At 72.5% G+C, this 20412-nt stretch carries 10 protein-coding genes and 1 pseudogene; 8 read left to right on the plus strand and 3 right to left on the minus strand.

Going from position 1 to position 20412, the window contains the following annotated elements:
* Window positions 1-226 precede the first annotated feature (226 nt).
* Window positions 227-1069 carry an NAD-dependent epimerase/dehydratase family protein gene (locus IH09_RS34530; protein WP_052861661.1) on the plus strand — a complete coding sequence of 281 codons (843 nt, stop codon included), beginning with the start codon at window positions 227-229 and terminating at the stop codon, window positions 1067-1069.
* Window positions 1070-1568: 499 nt separating this feature from the next.
* Complete coding sequence (gene moeZ, locus IH09_RS34535) at window positions 1569-2747, plus strand: adenylyltransferase/sulfurtransferase MoeZ (RefSeq protein ID WP_052861663.1); 1179 nt, start codon at window positions 1569-1571, stop codon at window positions 2745-2747.
* 137 nt (window positions 2748-2884) lie between these two features.
* On the opposite strand, the gene IH09_RS34540 is transcribed toward moeZ, so the two are convergent.
* Complete coding sequence (locus IH09_RS34540; protein WP_404827311.1) at window positions 2885-5890, minus strand: lysylphosphatidylglycerol synthase domain-containing protein; 3006 nt, start codon at window positions 5888-5890, stop codon at window positions 2885-2887.
* A 189-nt stretch (window positions 5891-6079) separates the two neighbouring features.
* Here IH09_RS34540 and IH09_RS34545 point away from each other — a divergent pair, with 189 nt between their 5' ends.
* The 5 genes from IH09_RS34545 (at window position 6080) to nudC (ending at window position 16957) form a co-directional block, all read left to right on the plus strand.
* Window positions 6080-6574: an MGMT family protein gene (locus IH09_RS34545; RefSeq protein ID WP_110952788.1), complete on the plus strand. Its 495-nt coding sequence runs from the start codon at window positions 6080-6082 to the stop codon at window positions 6572-6574.
* 338 nt (window positions 6575-6912) lie between these two features.
* Complete coding sequence (locus IH09_RS34550) at window positions 6913-10710, plus strand: ATP-dependent helicase (protein WP_110952787.1); 3798 nt, start codon at window positions 6913-6915, stop codon at window positions 10708-10710.
* Window positions 10711-10849: 139 nt separating this feature from the next.
* The gene (locus IH09_RS34555) at window positions 10850-14548 is read left to right on the plus strand and encodes a UvrD-helicase domain-containing protein (RefSeq protein ID WP_052861681.1); all 3699 of its coding nucleotides are present in this window, start codon (window positions 10850-10852) and stop codon (window positions 14546-14548) included.
* Complete coding sequence (locus IH09_RS34560; protein WP_052861667.1) at window positions 14545-15945, plus strand: dipeptidase; 1401 nt, start codon at window positions 14545-14547, stop codon at window positions 15943-15945. Before IH09_RS34555 ends, IH09_RS34560 begins: the two co-directional genes overlap by 4 nt.
* Window positions 15946-16021: 76 nt before the next feature.
* Entirely contained in the window at window positions 16022-16957 is a 936-nt protein-coding gene (gene nudC, locus IH09_RS34565; RefSeq protein WP_052861670.1) for an NAD(+) diphosphatase, read from the plus strand.
* Between the two features lie 253 nt (window positions 16958-17210).
* Here nudC and IH09_RS38480 read toward each other — a convergent pair.
* A pseudogene (locus tag IH09_RS38480) lies at window positions 17211-17294 on the minus strand (NrdH-redoxin); the annotation flags it as partial.
* Between the two features lie 65 nt (window positions 17295-17359).
* Between IH09_RS38480 and IH09_RS34570 the strand changes: the two are divergent.
* Complete coding sequence (locus tag IH09_RS34570; RefSeq protein WP_190233500.1) at window positions 17360-19045, plus strand: recombinase family protein; 1686 nt, start codon at window positions 17360-17362, stop codon at window positions 19043-19045.
* Between the two features lie 256 nt (window positions 19046-19301).
* On the opposite strand, the gene IH09_RS39520 is transcribed toward IH09_RS34570, so the two are convergent.
* Window positions 19302-19565, minus strand: a complete 264-nt coding sequence (locus IH09_RS39520; protein ID WP_190233501.1) for a hypothetical protein — start codon at window positions 19563-19565, stop codon at window positions 19302-19304.
* Between the last annotated feature and the right edge of the window lie 847 nt (window positions 19566-20412).

Raw genomic sequence — 20412 nt, forward strand, 5'->3', positions numbered from 1 at the left:
GACCCCGCCGTCCAGCTCACCGCCCTCGGACGGGGCGACGACGCCGACGTCCGCTTCGACCTGGCCACCGGCAGCCCCGGTGCGCTCACCCGCTTCCTCCACCCCCGCCCCCCGGGCGGACGCCGCAGCCGCGACCGGAGCCGACGCACTTCCACCGATCCGCCTTAGGAGCACGAGACATGAACGTCCACCGCATCACCCACCACGGGGACCGGGGGGTCACACGATGAGGGCGCTGCTCATCGGCGCGAACGGCTACCTCGGCCGCTATGTCGCCGACCGCCTGCTCGCCGACCCCGCCGTCCAGCTCACCGCCCTCGGACGGGGCGACGACGCCGACGTCCGCTTCGACCTGGCCACCGGCAGCCCCGGTGCGCTCACCCGCTTCCTCCGCAGCGGCTGCGGCGCCCGGCTGGTGCACCTGGGCTGCGCATCGGAGTACGGCCCCTCGCAGCCCGGCTCCTCCACCGCCGAGGACGCGGTGCCGCGCCCCGGCGGCCCGTACGGCGTGAGCAAACTCGCCGCCACCGAACTCGTCCTGGGCTCCGGCCTCGACGCCGTCGTGCTGCGGGTCTTCTCACCGGTCGGCCCCGGCACCCCGGCCGGCTCACCGCTCGGCCGGCTCGCCGAGGCGATGCGCCGCGCCATGCAGTCCGGCGACAGCGAACTCAAGCTCGGCGGGCTCGGCGTACAGCGCGACTTCGTCGACGTACGGGACGTGGCGCGCGCCGTGCACGCCGCCTCGCTCTCCGCCGCCCAGGGCGTCGTCAACATCGGCACCGGCCGCGCCGTACGGCTGCGCGAGGCCGCCTCCGTGCTCGCCCGGGTCGCCGGCTTCGGCGGCTCGCTGCACGAACTCGACTCCCCGCCCGCCCGGTTGGTCATCCCCGGCCCGTCCGGCGACCACCCGATGGGCACCCAGCCCACCACCTACCCCTACCCGGACGGCTGCGGCACCTGGCAGCAGGCGGATGTGCGCACCGCGCGCGACCGCCTCGGCTGGCGCCCGCGGATCGGCCTGGAGGAATCCCTCGCCGATATCTGGATGGAAGCCGCATGCCGCATCTGACCGCCCCGGCCGGGAAACGGACCGCCGTCCCACGGACCGGACACCACCGTCCCGAACCCGGGTGACCGGCACCGCTCCGCGGGCCAGCCTCGACGGCGTCCGGCCCGTCCCGGCGGCGCGGCGCCCGCCCGCACCCCGGCCACGCCGAGGCCGCCGGCCGGCTCGTCCCCCACACCGGCCGCCGGTCCCGGTATCCGCTGGTCAACCACGCCTGGGTGGAGCGCCGGACCACCACCGGAGAGGCTTCGCCGGCCCGTCCACGGGTGCCGCGGATACCTCCGCACGGCACGCCGCGGACCGTCCGCCGGGAGGGCGCGGACACCGCACACCGCACCGGCCGCCGGGACCGTCACTACGGTGCCGGGGAGTCGCTGCCCGGTGACTGGGACGATTCCGTCTCGCACATCGGAACGGGTGTCTCGGAATGAAGAAGGGCGTGGCAGTGTTACCGCAGGAACAACTGTACTGAGATCGACCAACCCCCTTGTTGAGGTCTTCTGTGTCGCTGCCACCCTTGGTCGAGCCAGCTGCTGAGCTCACCGTCGACGAGGTCCGCAGATACTCCCGCCACCTGATCATCCCGGACGTCGGGATGGACGGGCAGAAGCGGCTGAAGAACGCCAAGGTGCTGTGCGTCGGCGCCGGCGGCCTGGGCTCGCCCGCGCTGATGTATCTCGCGGCGGCGGGCGTCGGCACCCTGGGCATCGTGGAGTTCGACGAGGTCGACGAGTCGAACCTCCAGCGCCAGGTCATCCACAGCCAGGCGGACATCGGCCGCTCCAAGGCCCAGTCCGCCAAGGACACCGTGCTGGGCATCAACCCGTACGTCACGGTCAACCTGCACGAAGGCCGCCTGGACTCCACGAACGTCATGGAGATCTTCGCCGAGTACGACCTGATCGTGGACGGCACGGACAACTTCGCCACCCGCTATCTGGTCAACGACGCCTGTGTGCTGCTGGGCAAGCCGTACGTCTGGGGCTCGATCTACCGCTTCGACGGCCAGGCGTCGGTGTTCTGGAGCGAGCACGGCCCCTGCTACCGCTGCCTCTACCCGGAGCCCCCGCCGCCCGGCATGGTGCCCTCCTGCGCCGAGGGCGGCGTCCTGGGTGTGCTCTGCGCCTCCATCGGCTCCATCCAGGTCAACGAGGCGATCAAGCTGCTCGCCGGTATCGGCGACCCGCTGGTCGGCCGCCTGATGATCTACGACGCGCTGGAGATGACCTACCGCCAGGTCAAGGTCCGCAAGGACCCCGACTGCGCGGTCTGCGGCGAGAACCCGACCGTCACCGAACTCATCGACTACGAAGCCTTCTGCGGCGTCGTCTCCGAGGAGGCCCAGGAAGCGGCGCTGGGCTCGACGATCACTCCCCGGCAGCTCAAGGAGTGGATCGACGCCGACGAGAAGATCGAGATCATCGACGTCCGCGAGCCGAACGAGTACGAGATCGTCTCCATCCCCGGCGCCAAGCTGATCCCGAAGAACGAGTTCCTGATGGGCACCGCCCTCCAGGACCTCCCGCAGGACCGGAAGATCGTCCTGCACTGCAAGACCGGCGTGCGCTCCGCCGAGGTCCTCGCCGTGCTGAAGTCCGCGGGCTTCGCCGACGCGGTGCACGTCGGCGGCGGCGTCATCAGCTGGGTCCACACCGTCGAGCCGGAGAAGCCCGTCTACTGAGCCCCGGCCCGTAAGGAGAGCGCGCCCCGGCCCCTACGGGAGCGCCGCCCGCGCACGGGAAAGGCGCCGGTCCGCACTGCGCGGACCGGCGCCTTCGCCGTCTGCCGGGTGCGCCCTGCGCCGGGCCGCCCGGTGTCTCAGATCTCGCCCTTGCGGGTCAGATACGTGAAGGCCAGCCAGCCCGGCAGCACCGGCAGCCAGAAGACCATCAGCCGGAACAGCAGCACCGCCGGGAACGCGGTGTCGCTGGCGAGCCCCGCGAACGTCAGCGCACCGATCAGGGCACCCTCCACGGCGCCCACCCCGCCCGGGGTGGGCGCGGCCGACCCCAGCGCGTTGCCCGCCAGGAAGGCGACCGCGATGCTCGCGTAGCTGAGCGTGTCGCCGCCGCCGAACGCCCGGATCGACGCGTCCAGGCACAGCACGTTCGCCGCCGTCAGGAAGAGCATCCCGCCGATCCCGGTGATCAGCTTCCGCGGCCGCTGGAGGATGTCCAGCATCCGCGGGACCACCCCCGCGAACAGCGACCGCACCCGCGTCGAGACGAACTTGCGCAGCGCCGGGACCGCCGTGACGACCAGCACGAGCACGGCCACCGTCAGCAGCCCGGCGATGACCGTACGGGACGGCGAAAGCTGCGGAGTGCGCTCGGTCCCGGTCAGATAGCCGAAGGTCAGCAGCAGCAGGATGTGACTGCCCAGACCGAACAGCTGGGACGCGCCGACGCTCGCCACCGCGAGACCCGGCCGCACCCCGGCACGCTGCAGGAACCGGGTGTTGAGCGCCACCCCGCCGATCGCCGCGGGCGCCACCAGCTTCACGAAGTTGCCCGCGATCTGCGCCAGCACCGTCCGCACGAACGACACCTTCTCGGTGACGAACCCCAGCAGACTCATCGCCGCCGCGATGTAGGTGAGCGCCGAGAAGAACATCGCCGCCGCCACCCAGACCCACTGGGCCTCGCTGATCACATTGCCGAGGTCGAAGTGGGTCAGCTGGGAGAGCAGCAGATACGCGGCGAAGGCACCGGCGATCCAGCTGAGCAGGATGCGCGGACTGAGCCGCTCGATACGGGCCGGCTGAATCACCGCCGTCGGCCGGATCAGCAGCACCTGCTGACGGATCTGGGAGAGCAGATCCTCCTCGCGGGCCCCCTCCGACGCCTCGTCCAGCGCCCGCTTCTCGGCGCTCTTCTCGGCGTTCCGCTCCGCCCGCAGCGTCTTGCGGTCCTTCGCCGCGGCCTCGGTCTGCGCCGCCTCCCGTGCCTCCTTGGCGGCCTCCGCCGCCGCCAGCACCGCCTCCCGCTCCCGCTTGGAGCGCTCGCGGGCCAGATGGCGCAGCGTCGCCCGGGTCGTCCGGCTGAGCGCGATCGGCTGGAGCATCGGCAGGCTGTCGGCGACCGCGTCCGGACCCAGCACCGACACGGCCGCGGCGACCGCCCGCTCGGCGCCGACCCGCAGCCCGCAGGTCGTCAGCAACTGGGCGACATCCATCCGCAGCACCAGATCACCGGCCGCGATCTCACCGCCGCGCAGATCGGTCAGCACGACGCCGCCGTCACCGTCCACCAGGAGGGCGTCACCGACCAGCCGGCGGTGCGCGATCCGGCGCGACTGGAGCGCCTCCACCTGCCGCCAGGCGCTGTGCATCAGCTCGTCGGTGATCTCCTCGTCGGGCAGCGAGTCCAGGGTGCGGCCGCTGATGTGCTCGTAGACCAGCATCACCGCGTCGGGCCCGAGCTCGGAGGTGGCGATCAGCTTCGGGGCACTGGCCCCGGCCGCGATGGCCGCGTACGCCAGCAGCGCCTCCTGCTCCAGCGCCTGGCGCAGCGACAGCAGGCTGCGGCGCTGGTTGATACCGCGCAGCGACAGGCGGCGCCAGACCCGGTAGAAGAAGCCCTGCGCCTGCTGCTCGCGGTCGACGACGGTGACGTCGATCGGCGGGCCGTCCTCCAGGGAGACGAGGTAGCGGCGGCCCCGGTCGGCCTCGGGGTGGTCGGGGCTGGTGAGGTCCTCGGCGCGCATCGCGCCGACCGGGCGGAAACCGACCCGGCGCAGCCCCGCCAGGAGGTTCTGGCCGGTGGGGCGGACGTTGGGGGAGCCGACCGCGTAGAGGGTGCCGAAGGCGACGGTCCAGCCGATCAGCACGGTCGTGGCGATCGCGAACGGGGTGGTGTAGCGCCCGACGAGCACCGCGAACGCGTCCAGCAGCAGCACGAACCACATCGCGACCCGCCAGCGCGGCCGCCGGGACATGCCCACCGCCGTCATATAGGCGATGACGGGCGCCAGATAGCTGTGCACCGGCGCGGTCAGCGCGCCGTTCCCCAGCGGCTGGGTGAGCGCCTCCCGGATGGAGTCGGGGGCGGCCTGGGCGACCCACAGATCGGTGGCCAGGGACACCCCGTGGGCGAGTACGGCGGCGAGCACACCGTCCGCGATCCGCAGCCCGTCCCGTTTGATCAGCCGCTCGACGGCGAACGCCACCGGCACGACCAGCACCGCGACGCTGGACGCCAGCCCCGCGAAGTTGATCAGCAGCGGGGGCGCCTGCCCGGCGCCGTAGCCGATGTCGTTCTTCAGTCCCTGGGTGGTGCCGTGCGCGAAGTTGGCCAGCGCCAGGACCAGCGCGATCCCGGCGATGCCGAGCAGCAGCCGCAGCAGATCGGACGGGCGGTGCACCCGGGCGGGCAGCAGGGGCTCGTCACCCGAGACCCCCTCGACGGGGAACGCGCCGTCCGCGCAGCCGTCCGCCGCACGGTGCGAACCGGTCCGGGGCGGGGCGGCGGCGGGTCCGGCCTCGTCGGCCTCCCGGGCACCGTTCGCCGCGGGCCGCCGTTCGGCCGGCTCGGACTCCGGCTCCTCCTGCCGCCGCTCACCTGGCTCGGGCTCCGCGGGCCTGGCCGGCCTCTTGGGCGCCTCGGGTCGTTCGGCCTTCTCGATCGTGCTCGCCTTTTCGGTAGCGGAGACCGTGGCCGGCCTCCGATGGTGCGTCCCCTGGCGCGCCGCCCGCCGCCGTCGCGGCCGCTCGGTGCGCGCGGTCGGCTCCGGGGCGGCGCCGACGGCCAGCACGTCAGGGGTGCCCGCCTCCCGTGGAGGCGCCGCACCCTGCTGCTCGGCCGTCTCTTCTTGATCTCGTATCACCAGTCACCGTCCGGAAGATGGTGGCACGGCCGAGCGGCGGAGGGGGGCATCAGGGTGCATTTCGGGGGCTCGGGAAGCGGAACGATCACCACCGCGCACGGTCTCCCGCGCACCGCCGCCCGCCGCGCCGGGCCCGCGGGACCGGCCGCCGGCGGCCCGTTGTCGGTGGGGTGCGGCAGGATGGGCCGAATGAGTGGGAACGGAGACACGGCGGAAGACCGGGACGGCGGCGCCGGGACCGCCGCGGCCGACGTCACACTGCCCGACTACGCGGAGCGGGTGCTCGGTGTGGCCGAGCTGATCCCGCCCGGCCGGGTCATGACCTACGGCGATGTCGCGGAGTGGCTCGCCGGCCAGGCACCGGCCGACGGGCCCGCGGCGACGGGCGGCCCCCGGCAGGTGGGGCGGGTGATGGCGCTCTACGGCGGCGCGGTGCCCTGGTGGCGGGTGGTGCGCGCGGACGGCACCCTGCTGCCCGGCAGCGAACTGCGCGCACTGGCGCACTACCGGGACGAGGGCACCCCGCTGCGCGAGGCGTCGCGGGCCGCCGAAGGCCACATACCGCGGCTCGACATGCGGCGGGCCCGCTGGGACGGGAGCCAGGACGGTGGCGAGGGCGGTGGTGACGACGGCGGTGAGGCCGGTGGCGAGCCGGCCGCGCACCGCCGCCCCGGGCGCGGCTGACCGCACCACCGGCCGGGCGGGCGGCCGTACCGCCGCCGGTGTGGGGCGACCGGACGTGACCGGCCGTCCCGTTACGGCCGACCACCCGGCCATGACCGCCCGCCCGGCCGCGGTACGCGCTGCGGCGCGGGTGCCACCTGGCGTACCGTCGAGGACTGCCGCGGCCACCGCCCCGGCCCCCGGCGCACGGCACGGCACCACGGCCCGCACCGCCGCACCACCCGCCCGACGCGGCACCACGCACCGCATCACGCACCACATCACGACAAGTACGCACCGCATCACGATCAGTACGCGCAGCACCACGAACAGCACCTCCACCAGGACCGGCGACCCACGTGAGTTCCTCCTTCTCGGCCATCCCGCCGACGCAGCCGCACCGGGCGGCGCGGCGGGCCGCCGCCGGCGCGTACCGGCTGGTCCGCACTCCGCCGGGACCGGTGGACCCTCCTCTCCTGGACGCAGCCCAGCAGAGCGTGGTTGACCACCGGCACGGCCCGCTGCTGGTGCTCGCCGGACCGGGGACCGGAAAGACGACGACGCTCGTGGAGTCGGTGGCGCGGCGGGTGCGGACCGGCGGCGACCCCGAACGGATCCTCGTCCTCACCTTCAGCCGCAAGGCCGCCGTCGAACTCCGCGACCGGCTGGCCGCCCGCCTCGGCGGCAGCACCGTCCCGCAGGCGACCACCTTCCACTCCTTCTGCTACGCACTGCTCCGCGCCCACCAGGACGCCGAACTCTTCGCCGAACCGCTGCGGCTGCTGTCCGGCCCCGAGCAGGACCTCGTCGTCCGCGAGCTCCTCGAAGGACAGGCGGAACTGGCCGGCGCCGGCCGCGCCCAGGTGACCTGGCCGGACGAACTCCGGGCCTGCCTGACCACCCGCGGCTTCGCCGACGAGGTCCGCGCGGTACTCGCCCGCAGCCGCGAACTGGGCCTGGGCGCGGACGCCCTCGACGCCTTCGCCCGGCGCACCGGACGGCCCGACTGGCAGGCCGCGGCCGCCTTCCTCGCGGAGTACCTGGACGTCCTGGACGCCCAGGGCGTACTGGACTACGCCGAGCTGGTCCACCGCGCGGTACTGCTCGCCGAACGCGCCGACATCGCCGCCGCACTGGCCCGCACCTACGACGCGGTCTACGTCGACGAGTACCAGGACGCGGACGCCGCCCAGGTACGGCTGCTGCGCGCGCTCGCCGGGCACCATGGAGCGCCGGGTGCCCCCGGGACGCCCGGCCGCACGCTCGTCGCCTTCGGCGATCCCGACCAGTCGATCTATGCCTTCCGCGGCGCCGACGTCAACGGCATCCTCGACTTCCCGGAGACGTTCCCGCGCGGCGATGGCAGCCCCGCCCCCGTGGCGGTACTGGGCACCTCCAGGCGCTCGGGCGCCGCCCTGCTGGCGGCCACCCGGCTGCTGGCCCGCCGGATGCCGCTCACCCGCCTGCCCGCGCGGAAGGTACGCGCCCACCGCGAACCGGCGCCCGTACGGGACGGCGGCCGGGTCGAGGTGTACACGTACCCGACACCGGGCGCCGAACTGGACAACGTCGCGGACATCCTGCGGCGTGCGCATCTGGAGGACGGCGTGCCCTGGCGCGAGATGGCCGTCCTGGTACGCGCCGGAGGGCGCTCGATCCCCGCCGTGCGCCGTGCGCTCACCTCCGCCGGGGTACCCCTCGACATCGACGGCGACGACCTGCCACTGCGCCACGAACCGGCGGTCGCGCCCCTCCTGACGGCACTGCGAGCGGCGGCGGGAGCGGCGCTGCGGGCGACGGGGACGGCGGGAGCGACGGGGGAGGCGGGAGCGACGGGGGAGGCGGGGGATACGGGGGATGTCTCGGCGGCTGCCGGGGGAGCGGAGGCTGGGGAAGCGAGCGGGGCCGGGGAGGTCGTTGGAGCTTCGGGAGCTTCGGGAGCTTCGGGAGTCGTTGACGTCGGTGAAGCTGCTGACGTTGTTGAGGACAGTGAGGACGCCGGGGCCACCGGGAGCGTGGAAGCCGCCGAGGTGCTGATGGCCACCGGGGGCGGCACGGCCGACGAGGTCGCCGGGGCCACCGCTGCGGCGGAAGCCACCGGGGATGACGGGGACGCCGGGATCGCTGAGGCCGCTCAGGCCACCGATGCCACCGAGGCCGTTGAAGCCATCGAGACCGCCGAGCCGGAGGCCGTAACCGATCCCGCGCCCCCCGGGCCGTCCGCCGCCGGTCCCGCCCCCCTCGCCCCCGACTGGATCGGCGCCGAGGCCGCCATGGAGCTGCTGACCTCGCCGCTGGGCGGGATGGACTCCGCCGACCTGCGGCGGCTCGGCCGCGCACTGCGCGAGGAGGAGCGGGCCGCCGGGCAGCCGCTGCCCCGGCCCTCCGACGAACTGATCGCGCGGGCGCTCGCCGAACCGCAGCGCCTGGTGGCGCACGATCCCGCGTACGCCCGCGGCGCCCAGCGGCTCGGCCTGCTGCTGCGCAAGGCGCACGAACTGCTGGCCGGCGGCGGCACCGCGGAACAGGCGCTCTGGGAGCTGTGGAACGGCACCCCCTGGCCGCAGCGGCTGGAGCGGGCGACCCGGCGCGGCGGCGCGGCGGGCCGCAACGCCGACCGCGACCTGGACGCCGTCGTCGCCCTCTTCGAGACCGCGGCCCGCGCCGAGAAGCGCACCGGCGGCCGCGGCGCGCTCAACTTCCTGGCGGACCTCGACTCCCAGGACATCGCCGCGGACACACTGACCCGCCGCACCGTCCGCCCCGACGCCGTACGCCTGATGACCGCGCACCGCGCCAAGGGCCTGGAATGGCACCTCGTGGTGGTCGCCGGGGTCCAGGAGGGCCTCTGGCCCGACCTGCGCCGCCGCGGCTCGCTCCTGGAGGCGGACCGCATCGGCCGCGACGGTCTGGCCGAGCCGCTGCCGCCGGGCGCCCTGCTCGCCGAGGAACGGCGGCTCTTCTACGTGGCCGCGACCCGCGCCCGCGAACGCCTGGTGGTCACCGCGGTGCGGGCCGCCGCAGACGACGGCGACCAGCCCTCCCGCTTCCTGACCGAACTGGGCGTCGCCCCGCAGGACGTCACCGCCCGCCCCCGCCGCCCGCTGTCCGTCGCCGCACTCGTCGCCGAGCTGCGGGCCACGACCGTCGACCCGGCCGCCACACCCGCGCTGCGCGAGGCCGCCGCCCGGCGGCTGGCCACACTGGCGGCGCTGCGCGACGACGACGGCCACCCCCTGGTCCCCGCCGCACACCCGGATCGCTGGTGGGGCCTGCACGAACCGACCCACAGCACCGTCCCGCTGCGCGACCGCGACCGGCCCGTGGCCCTCTCCGGCAGCGCACTGGACCAGCTCGCGAACACCTGCGCCCTCCAGTGGTTCCTGGGACGCGAGGTCAAGGCGGACACCCCGGCCACCGCCGCCCAGGGATTCGGCAACGTCGTGCACGTCCTCGCCGACGAGGTCGCCGCCGGCCGCACCCCCGCCGACCTGGCCGCCCTGATGCGGCGGCTGGACTCCGTATGGGACGCGCTGGCCTTCGACGCCCCCTGGAAATCCCGCCAGGAGAAGGACAACGCGCGCGCCGCCCTGGAACGCTTCCTGCGCTGGCACGTCCTGGAACGCGAGACCCACGGCCGGGACACCGTCGCCACCGAGCACGGCTTCGACGTCACCCTCGAAGCCGGCGCGTACGAGGTTCGGATCCGCGGCAGCATGGACCGCGTCGAACGGGACGCACAGGGCCGCGCCTACGTCGTCGACTTCAAGACCGGCAAGCAGAAACCCACCGGACCCGAGGTCGCCCGCCACCCCCAGCTCGCCGTCTACCAGCTCGCCGTCCGTGAGGGCGCCGTCGACGACGCCTTCGAAGGACGCACCCCGCAGGCGGGCGGCGCCGAACTGGTGCACCTGCGCCTGGGCGCGCCCCGCAAGGAGGGCGGCGACGCACTGCCCACCGTCCAGACCCAGCAGCCACTGGACGCGGCCGGCACCCCGGTGGAACCGGGCGGCGACTGGGTCGGCGACCTGCTCGCCACCGCGGCCGGCCGCGTCCTGGAGGAACGGTTCACGCCCACCACCGGCACCCACTGCACCCACTGCGCCTTCCGGGCCTCGTGCAGCGCCCAGCCGGAGGGCCGGCACATCGTGGAGTGAGCCCCGGAACCACCGGAGTCCCGGCAGCCCCCGGAGCAACGGCGCGGGGCGGGGCTAGGCGGCCCGTGCCGGCGCCCGCGAGGCCGTACGCCATCCGGCGGAACCGCGATTGTCGGTGCCGCCCGCTACGGTTTTGGATGTGCCAGCTCATATCACCGACCCCGAACAGCTCAAAGAGCTGCTCGGCATCCCGTTCACCCCGGAGCAGACGGCGTGCATCACCGCCCCGCCCGCCCCGCAGGTCATCGTGGCCGGAGCCGGCTCGGGCAAGACGACGGTGATGGCCGCCCGCGTGGTGTGGCTGGTCGGCACCGGCCAGGTCGCCCCCGAACAGGTCCTCGGCCTGACCTTCACCAACAAGGCCGCCGGCGAACTCGCCGAACGGGTCCGTACGGCACTGCTGGCCGCCGGCGTCACCGACCCCGGCACACCCACTGACCCCGGCACACCCACCGAGGACCACCACACCCCCGAGCAGCCCCCCGGCGAACCCCGGATCTCCACCTACCACGCCTTCGCCGGCCAGCTCCTGAAGGACCACGGCCTGCGCATCGGCCTGGAACCCAGCGCCCGGCTGCTCGCCGACGCCACCCGCTTCCAGCTCGCCGCCCGGGTACTGCGCACCGCCCCCGGCCCCTACCCGGCACTCACCAAATCGCTGCCCGCCCTCGTCGAAGACCTCCTCGCCCTCGACGGCGAGCTCGCCGAACACCTCGTGGAGCCCGCCCGGCTCCGCGCCCACGACCAGGAACTGCTCAGCACCCTCGACGGCACCGCACTCACCAACGCCGACCTGCGCAAAGTCCCCGAAACCACGCACGGCCGCCTCGACCTGCTCGACCTCGTCGCCGCCTACCGCACCGCCAAGCGCCACCGCGACCTGCTCGACTTCGGCGACCAGATCGCCCTCTCCGCCACCCTCGCCACCACCCGCCCCGAAGTCGGCCGCATCCTGCGCGACGAATTCCGCGTCGTCCTCCTCGACGAGTACCAGGACACCTCCGTCGCCCAACGACTGCTCCTCTCCGGCCTCTTCGGCACCGGCACCGGACACGCCGTCACCGCCGTCGGCGACCCCTGCCAGGCCATCTACGGCTGGCGCGGCGCCTCCGTCGCCAACCTCGACGACTTCCCCGACCACTTCCCCTTCGCCGACGGCACCCCCGCCCGCCGCTTCGCACTCAGCGAGAACCGCCGCAGCGGCGGCCGGCTGCTCGACCTCGCCAACCACCTCGCCGCACCACTGCGCCGGATGCACGCCGGCGTCGAGGCACTGCGCCCCGCCCCCGGCGCCGAACGCGACGGCACCGTGCGCTGCGCCCTGCTGCCCACCCACGCCGAAGAACTCACCTGGCTCGCCGACTCCCTCGCCCACCTCGTCCGCACCGGCACACCACCCGGCGAGATCGCCGTGCTCTGCCGGACCGCCGGCGACTTCGCCCGCATCCAGGGCGAGCTCGTCGCACGGGACATCCCCGTCGAGGTCGTCGGCCTCTCCGGACTGCTCCACCTGCCCGAGATCGCCGACCTCGTCGCCGTCTGCGAAGTGCTCCAGGACCCGACCGCCAACGCCTCCCTGGTCCGCCTGCTGATCGGCCCCCGCTGGCGGATCGGCCCCCGCGACCTGGCACTCCTCGGCCGCCGCGCCCGCGCCCTCGTCCACCACGGCGACCCCTCCCAGGACCCGGAACAGCGGCTCGCCGAAGCCGTCGAAGGCACCGACCCGGCCGAGACCATCGCCCTCGCCGACGCCCTCGACACCTTCCTGGAGACCGACGCCCCCGACGACGGACTGCCGTTCTCCCCCGAGGCCCGGTCCCGTTTCGCCGCTCTCGCCGAGGAACTGCGCGACCTGCGGCGCTCACTGAGCGACCCGCTGATGGACGTACTCCACCGCGTACTGGCCACCACCGGCCTGGAGGTCGAACTCTCCGCCTCACCGCACGCCCTCGCGGCCCGCCGCCGCGAGACGCTCTCCACCTTCCTCGACACCGCCGCCGGATTCGCCGCCAAACAGGGCGGCGCCGCCCTGGACGGCGAACCCACCCTGCTGGCCTTCCTCGGCTTCCTGCGCACCGCCGTCCGGTACGAAAAGGGCCTCGACAGCTCACTCCCCGGCGGCGACAACACCGTCAAGGTACTGACCGCGCACAAGTCCAAGGGCCTGGAATGGGACGTCGTCGCCGTGCCCGGCCTCGTCGGCAAGCAGTTCCCCAGCGAACAGGCCCGCGAGTCCTGGATCACCCAGCCCAAGGTCCTGCCGCACACCCTGCGCGGCGACGCCGCCACCCTCCCGGACGTCACGGAGTGGGACAGCCGCGGCCTGAAATCCTTCAAGGAGGCGATGAAGCACCACCAGCAGACCGAGGAGCTCCGCCTGGGCTACGTCACCTTCACCCGCCCCCGCTCCCTGCTGCTCGGCTCCGGCCACTGGTGGGGCCCCGACCAGAAGCGGCCGCGCGGCCCGTCCGCCTTCCTGGAGGCGCTGCGCGCACACTGTGAGGCGGGACACGGCGAGATCGAGGTCTGGGCGGACGCCCCCGAGGACGGCGCGGAGAACCCCGCCCGCCACCAGGACACCGAAGCACAGACCTGGCCCCTCCCCCTGGACCCCACCGCCACCGCCCGCCGCCGCACCGCGGCCGCCACGGTCCGCGCGCACCTGGCCCGCCAGGAGCCCCCGCAGCACCCAGCCGTCCCCCGGCCGCGCAACGGCACCACAGCCCCGGGGCACGCCGACGCCACGGACGCCACCCAGCCCCCCGCAGCCTCCGCCCCGCCGCCCGCCCACGACCCGGAATGGCCCCCGCCACCGGACGAGGACCCGGAGACGGCATACGACGAGGACCCGGAGGCGGTATACGCGGCGGACCCGGAAACCCCCTACGGCGAAGAACCGCACCCCGGCCCGCCGGACACCGAGCCGTACCCCCACGACGGACCGCACCCGTACGAAGAGCCGGACCCGTACGACGAGCCGTACACCGAACCCGTCGGCGACCCGTACACCGACCCGTACGACGAGCCGTACACCGAGCCCGCCGACGACCCCGGAACCACCCCCGCCGAGCCCGCCGGCACCACCCCCCACACCCTCCTCCCCGAGGAACGCCGCACCGTGGGGTCCTGGGACCGCGACCTGGACGCACTCGCCGCCGAACTGCGCCGGGCCCGCGCCACCGTCCGCGACGTCCCGCTCCCGTCCTCGCTCACCGCCACCCAACTGCTCCGCCTCGCCGCCGACCCGGACGGCCTCGCCCGCGAACTCGCCCGCCCCATGCCACGCCCCCCGCAGCACGCCGCCCGCCTCGGCACCCGCTTCCACGCCTGGGTCGAATCCCGCCACGAAGAACTCCCCCTGCCGCTGCTCGACCCCGACGACCTCCCCGGCGCCGAACCCGGCCGGCACCCCGACATCCAGGACGAGCACGACCTGGAAACCCTCAAAGAAGCATTCGCCCGTACCCCGTACGCCCACCGCACCCCCCACCGCGTCGAAGCCCCGTTCCAGCTCACCCTCGCCGGCCGGACCATCCGCGGCCGGATCGACGCCGTCTACCGGGACCACGGCCCCGACGGCGACCACTTCGAGATCATCGACTGGAAAACCGGCCGGACCGGCACCGCCGACCCGCTCCAGCTCGCCATCTACCGCCTCGCCTGGGCCGAACGCCACGGCCTGCCGCCATCGGCCGTCGGCGCCGCCTTCCTGTACGTCCGCAGCGGCGAAGTGGTCCGGCCCACCCGGCTGCCGGGCCGCGCCGGACTGGAGCGCATCCTGCTCGGCGAGACCGCCGATGGGACACCCTCCGACGGCCCGATAGGCTCGGTCGTATGAGCACCACCCCGGACAGCGCCGTCCGCGCGTACATCGCCGGCCACCGCGACACCTTCCTCGAAGACCTCGCCGACTGGCTGCGCATCCCCTCCGTATCGGCCGACCCGGACCACGCCGCCGACGTGCGCCGCAGCGCCGAATGGCTCACCGCGAAGCTCACCGCGACGGGCTTCCCGACCGCCGAGATCTGGGAGACCGACGGCCTGCCCGCGGTCTTCGCCGAATGGCCCTCCGGCGACCCGTCCGCGCCCACCGTGCTGGTCTACGGCCACCACGACGTGCAGCCCGCCGCCCGCGAGGACGGCTGGCACACCGACCCCTTCACACCACAGACCGTGGACGGCAAGCTCTACGCCCGCGGCGCCGCCGACGACAAGGGCCAGGTGTTCTTCCACACCCTGGGCGTCCGCGCACACCTCGCCGCGACCGGCCGCACCGCCCCCGCGGTCAACCTCAAACTGATCATCGAGGGCGAGGAGGAGTCCGGCTCACCGAACTTCCCCGCCCTGATCACCCGGCACGCCGACCGCCTCGCCTGCGACACCGTCATCGTCTCCGACACCGGCATGTGGTCCGAGGACACCCCGACGGTCTGCACCGGCATGCGCGGCCTGACGGACTGCCAGATCGACCTCTACGGCCCCGACCAGGACATCCACTCCGGCTCCTTCGGCGGCGCGGTCCCCAACCCCGCCACCGAGGCCGCCCGGCTGGCCGCCGCACTGCACGACACCGACCGCCGCGTCACCCTCCCCGGCTTCTACGACGGCGTCATCGAGCTCACCGACCGCGAACGCGAACTCTTCGCCGAGCTGCCCTTCGACGAGGCCGCGTGGCTGCGCACCGCACACTCGCACGCCACCCTCGGCGAAGCCGGCAGCACCACCCTGGAACGCCTCTGGGCCCGCCCCACTGCCGAGGTCAACGGCATCGGCGGCGGCTACCAGGGCCCCGGCGGCAAGACCATCGTGCCGTCCACCGCCCAGCTCAAACTCTCCTTCCGCCTGGTAGCAGGCCAGGACACGGACACCGTCCAGAAATCCGTACGCGACTGGGTAGCAGCCAAGCTCCCGGCCGGCATCCGCCACGAGATCACCTTCTGGGGCGCCACCCGCCCCTGCCTCACCCCGCTCGACCACCCCGCGCTCCAATCCGTCGTACGCGCCATGGGCAGAGCCTTCGGCCGGCAGATCCGCTTCACCCGCGAAGGCGGATCCGGACCCGCCGCCGACCTCCAGGACGTACTCGGCGTCCCGGTGCTCTTCCTCGGCATCTCCGTCCCGTCGGACGGCTGGCACGCACCGAACGAAAAGGTCGAGCTGGACCTGCTGATGAAGGGCGCCGAAACCGCCGCCCACCTGTGGGGCGACCTGGCGGAGAACTGGCACGTCGCTTGACCCGCGCTCGTACCGCCGGAACTCTCACGCCCGTACGCAGCAATCACCCACGTCATAGGGGGAGTTGGAAGCAGCAGTGACCACCTGGACCGACCACAGCACCGATCGGCCGCTCACCTTCAGCGCACCGAGCGGAATTGACCGCTCCGCCCACCACCGCCTCGACGAGGCATGGCTCGCGGCGGCCTGGAGCCACCCGACGACGCGCGTCTTCGTGGTGTCCGGCGGCCAGGCGCTGATCGACGACACCCCCGACGGACGCACCGAACTGATCATGACGCCGTCCTTCGAGGCGCCGATGACCGAGGCGCACCGCTACTACCTCGGCACGGACGAGGAGGGCATCAGTTACTTCGCCCTCCAGAAGGACTCGCTGCCCGGCCGCATGGACCAGTCCGCGCGCCCGGCGGGCCTGCGCGAGGCGGGCCTGCTGCTGGCACCGCGGGACGCCGGCCTGCTCGTCCACGCCGTCGCCCTGGAGAACTGGCAGCGGCTGCACCGCTTCTGCTCACGCTGCGGAGAGCGCACGGTCATCGCGGCGGCCGGCCACATCCGCCGCTGCCAGGCATGCGGCGCCGAACACTACCCGCGCACCGACCCGGCCGTGATCATGCTGGTCACCGACGAACAGGACCGCGCGCTCCTGGGCCGGCAGGTCCACTGGCCCGAGGGCCGCTTCTCCACCCTCGCGGGCTTCGTCGAGCCGGGGGAGTCCGTCGAGCAGTCGGTCGCCCGCGAGGTCTTCGAGGAGGCGGGCGTGGTCGTCGGCGATGTCGAGTACATCGCCAGCCAGCCGTGGCCCTTCCCGTCCAGCCTGATGCTGGGCTTCATGGCGCGCGCCACCTCCGCCGAGGTCCACGTGGACGGCGAGGAGATCGAAGAGGCCCGCTGGTTCTCCCGCGAGGACCTGCGCGCCGCCTTCGAATCCGGCGAGGTACTGCCGCCGTACGGCATCTCGATCGCGGCCCGGCTCATCGAGCTCTGGTATGGCAAGCCGCTGCCGAAGCCGTAGGGCGTGGGTCGGCGGGTGGCAGGCAGCGGGCCGTAGGGGGGCAGGTAGTAGGCGGCAGCTGGCAGGCGTCCGGCGGCCGTGGTGGGACGGGGGCCGGGTGGCCGCAGTGGGTCGGGTGCTGGGCGTCGGATGGCGGATGCCGGGTGGCTGTGGGGCGCCGGGCGCACGATGCCCGCAACGCACGCGGCCGTCGGCCGGATCCGTCATCCGGATCCGGCCGACGGCCGTGCGGCACGGCTCAGCCCAGGGGCACTCAGACCGCGAACTTCTGCCTGACCTGCGCCAGGGACGGGTTCGTCAGCGTCGAACCGTCGGGGAAGAGCAGCGTCGGCACCGTCTATAGACTTCCCTCCGGTTGGGGGCGGCCAGGGAGGCCGCCCCATGTCTTGAGGAGGGGTGAGGGTGAGCGACAAGCCCAGGGCTCTTGGCGTGGTCCGCCTGTCTGTCGGCAACGAGAACCAGACGGGGGAGGAGACGCAGCGGACCCGCATCAGCAAGCGGGCGGACGCCGAAGAAATGGAGTTGGTCGACTTCGCCGTCGACATCGACGTGTCCGCCTCCATCTCGCCGTGGATGCGCCCATCCTTGGGGGACTGGCTCAACAACAAGAAGGACCAGTTCGACCACATCATCATCCTCAAGATCGACCGCATCGCGCGGTCGGTCCGCCACCTCTCGGACATCATCGAGTGGTGCGAGGCGAATGGTAAGGGCCTGATCTCCTGCGAGGAGGGCTTCGACCTCTCGAAGCCGTGGGGAAGGACCATCGCCAAGATCCTCGCCGTGGTCGCAGAGGCTGAGCTGGACGCCATCAAGGCCCGTAACAAGGCTTCTCGCGAGACGATGCGAAAGACCGGCCGCTGGCCGGGCGGCCTTGTCCCGTTCGGGCGTAGGGCGGTGAAGGGTGAGGATGGATTCACCCTCGAACTCGACCCGGAGTACGGCCCGACGCTCATCGAGATGATCCGGCGGTTCATCAAGAAGCCGAGCTTCTCGGCTGTGGCCGACTGGCTGAATGACCAAGGTGTCCCCACGGTCCAGGACATCGCCCGCATTCGTGCGGCAGCGGGTGAGAGCACGACCCGGCTGGCTGACCCGAAGCCACGGGGAAGTCGGTGGACGCCGACAACAGCGCAAGCTGTACTGACGAGCCGGTCACTGCTCGGGGAGTACGTACGCGCCAACGGAACCGTGGTCCGCAACGACGACGGCTCACCTGTCATGAGGTCAGAGCCGGTGCTGAACGACGAGGAGTGGACGAAGTTGACCGAGGCCGTCACCTCGGTCAAGTACAAGAAGCAGAAGGGCTCTACCTCTCCAACGGTTGGCGTGACCTTCTGCCTTCTGTGCAAGAGCCCCATCTACTACGTCAAGGGGGACCCGTCCAAGAGCAAGCGGGAACGGTACCGCTGCCATGGAAACAAGAGTCAGGGAATCAAGGCGTGCCCGAAGCTCACGTTCTGGGCCGATGACCTCTACCCCTGGCTCGAATCCGCGTTGCTCGGAGAGATCGGCCATCTCGAAAGGATGGAGTCCAGCACCACCATCGACGACAGTCGGGCGGCGAAGCTTGCGGTCATCGACGGCAAGATGAACCAGCTCAACAAGGAGTTCCAACAAGGCCAGATGAACGCCACTGCCTACGCCTCCCAGATGACCAGCCTCGCGCAGGATCGAGAGAAGGTCACCAGTCAGGAAGGCCCCAAGCCTGTGACTGTCTGGGCCTCGACCGGCGAGAGCTACGCGGATTGGTGGCAGCGGTCCACCGTGGATGAGCGTCGCGAGTGGCTGAAGAAGCACAAGGTGAGGGCGTACTTCGGGCCCGACGTGATGGCCATTGACCCCGGTGACCTGATCGAGAATCTGCGCCAGCAGGGAATCTCGTGGTGGGACACGCCGGCCAAGGCATCCCAGGTGCTGGCGCCGATCACTCCTATCTCGCTGCCTGGAAAGCCCTACGAGAAGCCCAAGACACTTACGGGCGCAGAGTGGGAGATCGTCAGCCGCTGGGAGGACTTCGAGGCAGAGCGAGCGGCGGAGCAAGCGAAGGCCGAAGAGGAAACCGAGATCGCGCTGGTTCAGGTCTGACACCTGGCGAGTAAGCGAGGAGGCCCCCGATCTGGGGGCCTCTCCCATTTTCGCGCCCTGTACGATGCGTGACAGGTCGTCGCCGTCGCTCCCGACTGCACGAGACCGAGTCCGGGCCCGAAGCCCAGGGCGCCACCTGTGAAGAGAGACCGTGCCAACCGTGGTCGGTCCACCCCCGCGAAGAAAGGGAGGCACATGTCCCGCCATCCGGCGGGGGTAACTGGCGCACTCTGCGCCACACAGGAAGGACCACGACTCAGTGCGTATCGACTTCGGACCCAGCGTTGAATGGGGCGGCATTTCTCAGGCTCATTGCGAACTCATGGCCAGGAACGACGGGCACCGACTTCACTACCGCGTCTACTTCGCCGCCCTCTGGCGGGCGAACCAGATAGGTCACGCCGAGTTCCGCATGGGTGAGCTCGCCAAGGTCCTTGTCGGTGATGACGGGGTCATCCCGTCCAGGCAGAGCGTCACGAACGCGGTCGCGCGAGCCAAGGCGTTGGACCTCATCGGGCACGACTCAACGGTCCGGTGCCTCACCCTGCCCCATCATCATTTCCAGAAGGGCGGCCGGGGTGGCCGCAAGTGCAGCGTCCACGGTGACGCCACACCTTGGGCATAGGCGTTCCCGAACGCTCGCCCGCCCAAGCCGACACGCGTCAGGTGTACAAACACGCGGAACGTACACGCCCGGCGTGGCGGAGGGACACGCCCCCCGTGTCGTGGCACGTCACCTGACCTGCGCAAACGTTCGCTCCTCTTTATCTATCTCAGTAGGTTCTTAGCCTCACAAGCCTTGAATGCCCGGCCCCTGCCGGGGCCGACAGAACGAAGCGATTCACGCACGTACGTACAGACGCAAGCCGAAGGGTCTACGTCATGAGCGGCCCCGAAAGGGGCCGACATCGTGAAGCCACTTACGTGCAGCGGCGAAGGGAAGCGGGGGCGCGACAGCGCCCCACAGTGGCGAGTGCAACGGCGAAGAGATGAGCCAACGGGGGCGGCCTTCCGGCCGCCACATCGCCAAGCCGTGAACGTCAGTCCGGCCCCGAAAGGGGCCGACAGCATGAAGCCACATACGTACTTACGTACAGCGGCGAGTGCGACGGCGAAGAAGTAGGCAACAGGGGCGGCCTCTGGCCGCACAGGCGGAAGCCGCTCCGACAGAGCGGCCCCGCAGGGGCCGACATCAGGAAGCCCAGGAAGCTAGCCAGGTGGGGCGCTGCCGCGCCCCCATAGCGTGAAGCCCCTTCGACTTGCGGCAGGGGGAGTGGGCCGCTTACGCGGCCACAGGGCGAAGCCACTTACGACAAGCCCCGAAGGCTTCATTCCTGTGCAGACTCCGAGTGCCGGCCAGGCTAGGC

The sequence above is a fragment of the Streptomyces celluloflavus genome, assembly GCA_000720995.1.
GTDB classification, from domain to species: Bacteria; Actinomycetota; Actinomycetes; order Streptomycetales; family Streptomycetaceae; genus Streptomyces; species Streptomyces celluloflavus.

Coding starts and splice junctions, on each gene's coding strand:
- IH09_RS34530 (WP_052861661.1), top strand. CDS start 227: ATGAGGGCGCTGCTCATCGGCGCGAACGGCTACCTCGGCCGCTATGTC.
- IH09_RS34545 (WP_110952788.1), top strand. CDS start 6,080: ATGAGTGGGAACGGAGACACGGCGGAAGACCGGGACGGCGGCGCCGGG.
- IH09_RS34560 (WP_052861667.1), top strand. CDS start 14,545: ATGAGCACCACCCCGGACAGCGCCGTCCGCGCGTACATCGCCGGCCAC.